The organism is Streptomyces sp. NPDC054765 (genome assembly GCF_053612065.1).
In genome coordinates this window covers 1-6782 of sequence record NZ_JBSHBP010000134.1, presented here as the reverse complement: position 1 = coordinate 6782, position 6782 = coordinate 1, and the positions used below count along the sequence as shown (strand labels likewise).

Genomic DNA, 6782 nt, shown 5'->3' with positions numbered 1-6782 from the left:
TCAAACGCACCGAACACAACAACCCACCTCGCCCGGCCACCCCCGCCGTCACCCTCGTCGAACCCACCAAAACATCCCCAACCCCACGAATTAAGTACTAAAGCACCGGTATTGGGCCTAGAGCAGGTGGTCGGCCTTGCCGGCCTTTATCTCGCGGATGAGCGTGCGGAGAGCTTCGCGGGTATCGGTGACGTAGGCGTCCTCGGCACCCGCCACCGCGATATAAGCGTTTCCCTGACCGTCGGTACCTATGCGGAAGCAGTTGTTGCCTTCCGCGCAGAAGGGGTCTTCCCAAGAGATCTCAGCCATGTGGCCCTCCTCAGAGCTGACGGACGATGTGGTGAATGAAGTCCCGAGATTCGCGCGCCCCGAGCGTACGGGCGTGCATCCAGCCCATGTGCTCCCGGTACTTGGCGAGCTGCGCATCGGCATGAGTGAATTCGGGACCGTGAGCCGAGTCCAACTGGACCGTGTCCAATCGCGGCACATCACCTTCGGCGTACAGGACGGCATGCCCGGCGCCTGGGAATGCGCCTGCCTCAACAGGAAGCACGCGCACCTCAACGTTCACCAGCTCGGACATCTCGCAGAGATACTGGAGTTGCTCCCTGGCCACGGCACGCCCACCGAACTGCATGCGCAGGGCGGACTCATGAACGTATGCGACATAGTTGACGGGGTTGTCGCGTTCCAGAATCTGCTGGCGGTGCAGCCGGAAAATCACGCGTAGCTCCACCTCCGATCTGGGCAAAGGGGGCAGCGCGGCGTCGAAGATGGCGCGTGCGTACGCACCCACTTGAAGCGGTCCGGGCAGGTGAACGGCCTGTTCGGACCGCAGCCGCGTAGCGTGCCATTCCAACTCGGCGACATCCAGCAGCCCTTGAGGGAGACTCCCCCTGAACTGCTCCCACCATCCGCGCTTGCGGGAGTTGGCAAGTTCGGCCAGAGCCCCGACGTAGTGCTGGTCCGAGCAGTCGTAGTTGCTGGCAAGTATCCGTACGCGTTCAGGCGAAGTGGAGCGAATACCCGACTCCATGTTGGAGACCTTGGTCCGGTCCAAACCAAGCAGACCTGCAGCGTATTCGGTGGTTCGACCTGCCGCGACACGCATCTTGCGCAGCTCGGCACCCAGACGCCTCTGGCGCTCTGTGGGCGTGGCCCTGGTGGGCATCGGCGCCCCTCCCTCCCCAATCGGTGGCGCCAGTCTGCATGACGCACGTGGCGTCGATCCAGTTCACGGGAGGCAATGCGCAAGATCAGGTGGCACACGAGCCACCCATACCCCTACGGTCGGTAACGCAACGCTTACGCTCCACGCAGCCGGAAGCGCATCGCGCGAGCCTGCCCGCATCCTCCTGCCCTGGGAGAGGCGGGCCCGCGCCAGGGAGACAGGCCACCGACTGCCGCGCCATCAACCAATTCTGATCAAAAGGGAGTTGCCATGCCCGCACCCGTGTCCGTATGCCCGCACCCCCTCGACATCCGCACACCGCGCGTGCCGGAAAACCTGGCCTACAGCCTCACTCTTCCCGCCGCGCTCGCCAGTCCGGCCGTGGCACGGTCCGCCGCCCGTACGATCCTGGAAGCGCACGGCCTGTACGACGTGACCGCGGCCGCGATCCAGGTGATCGGTGAACTCGCGGCCTGTGCCTGCCTGTTCACGCCGTCCGAAGACGTATACCTGTCGCTGCGGTATCGGGACGACACGCTGCGCGTGAACCTGTACGACGGGCATCCCCGCCATACACACCGCCGTCTCGCCGCGGCCTGCGACGCCCGGCGACGGTCCGTGCTCCTGCTGCTGGCCTGTGTGGTGCGGGCCTGTGAGGGCAAGTGGGGATTCGGGACTTCGCAGGAGCCCGGCGACGGAACACGGTCGTGGGCCGTACTACCGCGCGAAGGGGCACAGGTGTACGGGCACACGGCCTGACTCCAAGGGGGCGCCCGGTGCCGAGCGCCCCCTCTACGTACGTACGGCGACGGGATGTCGCCACCGGCGCCTACACCACCAAGCTCACCAGCGCCGCCACCCCGAACCCCGCCGCCGACAGCACCGACTCCAGCACCGTCCAGGACTTGAGGGTGTCGCGCTCCGTGATGCCGAAGTACTTGCTGACCATCCAGAATCCCCCGTCATTGACATGCGAAGCGAAGATCGACCCTGCCGAGATCGCCATGATGATCAGCGCCAGATGGGCCTGGGACATGCCCTGGCCCTCGACGAGGGGGACGACGATGCCGGCCGTGGTGACGAGGGCGACCGTGGCCGAGCCCTGGGCGACGCGCAGGACGAGGGAGGCGAGGTAGGCGAGGTAGGCGAGGTAGGCGAGGTGGGCGAGGTGGGCGAGACGAGAATCCGGGAATGTCCCCTGGAAGGCATCTCCAGGCAGGGGGTACCGCGGCACGGCGCCCCGTCGGTACGGGGCGCCGTGCCGTGCGGCGAACGGTGCGCGTGCGGTGGCGCCAACGGCAGGCGGGGCAAGGGATTCGGTGCCTCAGCCCAGCACCGCGAGGGCGTCGATCTCGATGAGCAGGCCCTTGGGCAGACCGACATAGACGGTCGTACGGGCCGAGGCTGCCTCCTTGAGGCCCTGCTCCTCGAAGTAGGCGTTGTAGATCTCGTTCATCTCGGCGAAGTGGTCCACGTCGGTGAGGTAGACGCGCATCATCATGACGTCGTCCCAGCTCGCGCCGCCCTCTTCGAGGATGGCCCGGACGTTGGCGAGGGTCTGCAGGGTCTGCTCGCGCAGGGTCGGGCCGGCCGGGGTGGGGGCCTGGCCCTCGACGGCGGGGAGGAAGCCGACCTGGCCTGCGACCTGAAGGATATTGCCCTTCTTGACGCCGTGGGAGAACTTCGCGGGCGGGGTGGTGTGGGTGGCCGGGGTGAGCGCGATCTTCTCGGTCATGGTGTTCAGACTTCCTGTACGGGACCAGCGGTACGAGACCAGTGGTACGGGACCAGCGGTTACCGGGGAATTGCGGTTCCGGAGTACTCCCGGCTGACGGTGTCGGCGGTGCGGCGTACCAGCGGGAGCAGAGTGAGGAGTTCCTCGGCGGTGACGACGACATTCGGCGCGGAGACCGACATGGCGGCGGCCAGGCGCCCGTCCGCGCCGCGGATGGGGGCCGCGACACAGTTGATGGACTCCTCGTGGCCACCGAGGTCGGTGGCCCAGCCCTGTTCGCGGACCTTGGCCAGTTCGGCGAGGAACGCCGTGGCGTGGGGTGTCGAACGGGACGTGTAGAGGGGGTAGTCGAGCTTCTCCGCGAGGGCGCGGCGCTCGGGTTCGGGCAGGTCGGCGAGGAGCAGCTTGGCGACCGCGGCGACGGTGACCGCGACGGGCTTGCCGATCCGGGAGTACATCCGGACCGGGTAGCGGCTCTCGACCTTGTCGATGTAGAGGACCTCGTTCTCCTCGCGGACCGCGAGGTGGACGGTGTGGCCGCACTTCTCGTTGAGTTCGACGAGGTGGGGGTGGGCGATCTCGCGGACGTCGAGGTTTTCGGCGGCCTGCTGGGCGAGGGCGAAGAGCCGGGCGCCGAGGCGGTAGCGCTGGTCGGACTGGCGGTAGACGAGGCCGTGTTCGTGGAGGGTGCGCAGCAGCCGCAGAGCCGTGGACTTGTGGACGCCGAGCCGGTCGGCGACCTGTCCCAGGTCGGCGGGCCCCTCGGCGAGCAGCGGCAGGATGCTCAGCGCACGGTCGACGGTCTGGCTCATGCCGAGACCTCGCTTCGCTCGGCATCGCATTCGCTCAGCGCGCACCCCTCAACGACTCGCTCACTACGCTCACTCATACCGAGTCCTCACTTCGCTCGGCATCGCATTCGCTCAGCGCACACCCCTCAACGACTCGCTCACTACGCTCACTCATACCGAGTCCTCACTTCGCCCGGCATCACATTCGCTCAGCGCACACCCCTCAACAACCCGCTCGCTACGCTCACTCATACCGAGACCTCACTTCGCCCGCCCCTGCATTCACCAGGGGCGCGCCTCTCGCCAGGGCCGCACCTCTGGGTGGTTCTCTCGCTTCGGTCGCTCACCGCGTACGTACCTCCTCGTCGGCCCTGCGGCCGGATGCTTCGGCTGTGGTCCAGCCGGGACCGAGGTGCAGTCTCCCCCAGGCCGCGTCGTCCAGATCCGCCAGACGGTCGGCGTACGCGCGGCCCGGCGGGGTCGCGAGATCGCCGGGAACGGTGAGGGCGGCGGCGGCCCACAGGTGACCGTGGCGGATCCGGGTGCGGACCGGGAGGCCGCGGAGGGTGGCAGAGAGGAATCCGGCGGCGAAGGCGTCCCCGGCGCCGGTGGCGGCCACGAGGTCGACGTTCAGGGAAGGGGCGAAGGTGGCGGTGCCGGCGGCGTCGTCGCGGAGCCCGGCCGTCCCGGTGGCGCGCCGGAACACGGTGGCTCCGCCCTCGCCCTGCTTGACGACCAGGATCTCCGGTTCCGGCAGCGCTTCGCTGATGGCCCGTGCCCCGTGCAGGCCCCATGCGTCCCGGGCCTCGTCGTCGCCCACGAACACGATGTCCGCACCGCGTGCCAGATCGAGCAGCGCCCGTGCCTGCGTGGTGTCGCGCCACAGCCCCGGCCGGTAGTTGACGTCGAAGGAGAGGAGCGGACGCCCCGGGCGGCGGGCGGTCAGCTCCCGCATCAGGCCGAGGCAGTCCCCGGACAGCGCCGCCGTGATGCCGGACAGGTGCAGGACGCGGCCGGAGTGGATCGCGTCCAGGTCCAGGTCCGCCGCCGTCATGGCGGAGGCGGCGGAACCGGCGCGGTAGTAGGCGACCTCGTGGGTGCCGGTGGCGCGGTCGCCGGCGGTGCGGAAGTAGATGCCCGTGGGACGCAGCGGGTCGCGCCGGACATGGCTGATGTCGACGTCGCTGCCGGCGATGGCGGCCAGGAGGTGGTCGCCGAAGCCGTCGGTGCCGACCCGGGAGATCCAGCGTGCGGTGTGGCCGGTGCGGGCGAGGGAGCAGGCGACGTTGGATTCGGCGCCGCCGATGGCGCGGTCGAAGGACGGCACGTCGGCGAGCCGGCCGGGCAGACTCGGCAGGAAGGTGACCATGGACTCACCGAGACAGACGACATCGACGTCCGGGACGGGTGTGCCGTCCGGGACGGGTGTGCCGTCCGGAACGGGGGTGGCGCCGGCGTTCGAGGACCTGGTGACGATCGGTTTCGCTCCTTCGCTGTGGTGCGCGCCCGGCCGTGTGCCCCACCGGGTTCCTGCCGTGTGCCCCACCGGGTTCCTGCCGTGTGCCCCACCGGGTTCCTGCCGTGTGCCCACACGGCGTGCGGGCCCTCCGCCCACGCGGCGCTCCGGCCCTGTCCCGCGCGGCGTTCCGGCCGTTTCCGGCCGTGATTTCCACCATTGACCGGGCGATGGCTCGGATGTTAGACAGCGGTAAGCGAGATGCGCAATGAGCGTTGCAGACAGTGCAACAAGATCTTTGAGGAGGCCCCATGGCCGGCGAACGGCTCGCGCAGGGACTCAAGGGGCTGGCGGACGAGCGGGTCGACCACCGCTTCAAGTCGCTCCCCCCGGACGCCGAGGGCCTGACCGTCGGCCGGCTGGCCGCCGAGCGCCGCAATCTCTTCAGCGACGGGTTCACCACCCCTGTCCTCGCCCTCTCCGCCGAGTCGGTCGAGCACAACCTGGCCCTCATGGAGACCTACGCCGGCCGGCACGGCCTGGCCTTCGCCCCGCACGGCAAGACCTGCATGGCACCGCAGCTGTTCGCCCGCCAACTGGAGCACGGCGCCTGGGGCATCACCGCCGCCGTCCCCCACCAGGCCCGGGTCTACCGCACCTACGGCATCCAGCACATCTTCCTGGCCAACGAGGTCGTGGACGCGGCCGCGCTGCGCTGGCTCGCCGGTGAGCTCGCCGCCGACCCCGGCTTCCACTTCATGTGCTACGTCGACTCGCTGCGCGGCATCGAGCTGATGGACAGCGCACTGCGCGAGGCCGGCGCCACCCGGCCCGTGGACGTCGTCGTCGAGCTCGGCGCCGGCGAGGGCGCCCGTACCGGTGTCCGTACCGAGGCCGAATGCCTCGAACTCGCCGATGCCATCGCGGGCGTGGACACCCTGCGCCTGGTCGGCGTCGCCGGCTACGAGGGCGAGGTGCCCGACGCCACCCCCGAGCGGGTGACCGCCTGGCTGCGCCGACTGGTCGCGCTGGCCGCCGAGTTGGACAAGGCGGGCCGCTTCACCGATCTCGACCGGATCGTCATCAGCGCCGGCGGCAGCGCCTGGTTCGACGCGGTCGCCGAGGTCTTCGCCGAGATCCCCGAGCTGTCCGCCCCGGTCCTCAAGCTGCTGCGCTCGGGCGCCTATGTCTCGCACGACGACGGCCACTACCGCCGCCTCACCCCCTTCAACCGCGTCCCGGAGGAGGGCGCCCTGCAGCCCGCCTTCCGCCTCTGGGCGCAGGTCGTCTCCCGCCCGACGCCCGAGCAGGCGTTCCTCAACGCGGGCAAGCGTGACGCGGCGTACGACCTGCATCTGCCGCAGGCCCAGGTCGTACGGTCCGGCCGGGACGGCACCGTGCGTCCGGCGGACGGGGTCACCGTCACCGGCCTGTCCGACCAGCACGCCTGGGTCACCACCGAGCGCGCCGGCGACCTGGAGGTCGGTGACTGGGTCGGTCTGGGCCTGTCGCACCCCTGCACGTCCTTCGACAAGTGGCAGCTGATCCCGCTGGTCGAGCAGGACGGCACGGTCACCGATTTCATCCGCACCTTCTTCTAGGCCCGGGGCGCTCGTCCTCCCCCGGCCC

At 69.4% G+C, this 6782-nt stretch carries 7 protein-coding genes and 1 pseudogene; 2 read left to right on the top strand and 6 right to left on the bottom strand.

Annotated elements, in window-relative coordinates; genetic code table 11:
• Window positions 1-117: 117 nt before the first annotated feature.
• Both ACWGJY_RS37265 and ACWGJY_RS37260 read right to left on the bottom strand, forming a co-directional pair.
• The gene (locus ACWGJY_RS37265; protein WP_453265334.1) at window positions 118-309 is read right to left on the bottom strand and encodes a hypothetical protein; all 192 of its coding nucleotides are present in this window, start codon (window positions 307-309) and stop codon (window positions 118-120) included.
• A gap of 10 nt (window positions 310-319) precedes the next feature.
• Window positions 320-1171, bottom strand: a complete 852-nt coding sequence (locus tag ACWGJY_RS37260) for a helix-turn-helix domain-containing protein (RefSeq protein WP_453265333.1) — start codon at window positions 1169-1171, stop codon at window positions 320-322.
• A 270-nt stretch (window positions 1172-1441) separates the two neighbouring features.
• Between ACWGJY_RS37260 and ACWGJY_RS37255 the strand changes: the two genes are divergently transcribed.
• Window positions 1442-1930 carry an ATP-binding protein gene (locus tag ACWGJY_RS37255; protein ID WP_453265332.1) on the top strand — a complete coding sequence of 163 codons (489 nt, stop codon included), beginning with the start codon at window positions 1442-1444 and terminating at the stop codon, window positions 1928-1930.
• A 70-nt stretch (window positions 1931-2000) separates the two neighbouring features.
• Here ACWGJY_RS37255 and ACWGJY_RS37250 read toward each other — a convergent pair.
• From ACWGJY_RS37250 to ACWGJY_RS37235, 4 genes and pseudogenes are all read right to left on the bottom strand, one after another.
• A pseudogene (locus ACWGJY_RS37250) lies at window positions 2001-2411 on the bottom strand (GntT/GntP/DsdX family permease); the annotation flags it as partial.
• Window positions 2412-2495: 84 nt separating this feature from the next.
• Window positions 2496-2906 carry a RidA family protein gene (locus tag ACWGJY_RS37245; protein ID WP_453265331.1) on the bottom strand — a complete coding sequence of 137 codons (411 nt, stop codon included), beginning with the start codon at window positions 2904-2906 and terminating at the stop codon, window positions 2496-2498.
• 59 nt (window positions 2907-2965) lie between these two features.
• Window positions 2966-3718, bottom strand: coding sequence for an IclR family transcriptional regulator (locus tag ACWGJY_RS37240; protein ID WP_453265330.1), 753 nt, complete (start codon window positions 3716-3718; stop codon window positions 2966-2968).
• A 322-nt stretch (window positions 3719-4040) separates the two neighbouring features.
• Window positions 4041-5174 carry a sugar kinase gene (locus ACWGJY_RS37235; protein WP_453265335.1) on the bottom strand — a complete coding sequence of 378 codons (1134 nt, stop codon included), beginning with the start codon at window positions 5172-5174 and terminating at the stop codon, window positions 4041-4043.
• A 290-nt stretch (window positions 5175-5464) separates the two neighbouring features.
• Between ACWGJY_RS37235 and ACWGJY_RS37230 the strand changes: the two genes are divergently transcribed.
• Window positions 5465-6754: an amino acid deaminase gene (locus ACWGJY_RS37230; protein ID WP_453265329.1), complete on the top strand. Its 1290-nt coding sequence runs from the start codon at window positions 5465-5467 to the stop codon at window positions 6752-6754.
• Window positions 6755-6782: the final 28 nt, after the last annotated feature.

What these genes read in the sequence shown, in the direction of transcription:
- ACWGJY_RS37265 (WP_453265334.1), bottom strand. Translation starts at nt 309, where the DNA reads ATGGCTGAGATCTCTTGGGAAGACCCCTTCTGCGCGGAAGGCAACAAC.
- ACWGJY_RS37230 (WP_453265329.1), top strand. Translation starts at nt 5,465, where the DNA reads ATGGCCGGCGAACGGCTCGCGCAGGGACTCAAGGGGCTGGCGGACGAG.
- ACWGJY_RS37255 (WP_453265332.1), top strand. Translation starts at nt 1,442, where the DNA reads ATGCCCGCACCCGTGTCCGTATGCCCGCACCCCCTCGACATCCGCACA.
- ACWGJY_RS37245 (WP_453265331.1), bottom strand. Translation starts at nt 2,906, where the DNA reads ATGACCGAGAAGATCGCGCTCACCCCGGCCACCCACACCACCCCGCCC.
- ACWGJY_RS37260 (WP_453265333.1), bottom strand. Translation starts at nt 1,171, where the DNA reads ATGCCCACCAGGGCCACGCCCACAGAGCGCCAGAGGCGTCTGGGTGCC.
- ACWGJY_RS37240 (WP_453265330.1), bottom strand. Translation starts at nt 3,718, where the DNA reads ATGAGCCAGACCGTCGACCGTGCGCTGAGCATCCTGCCGCTGCTCGCC.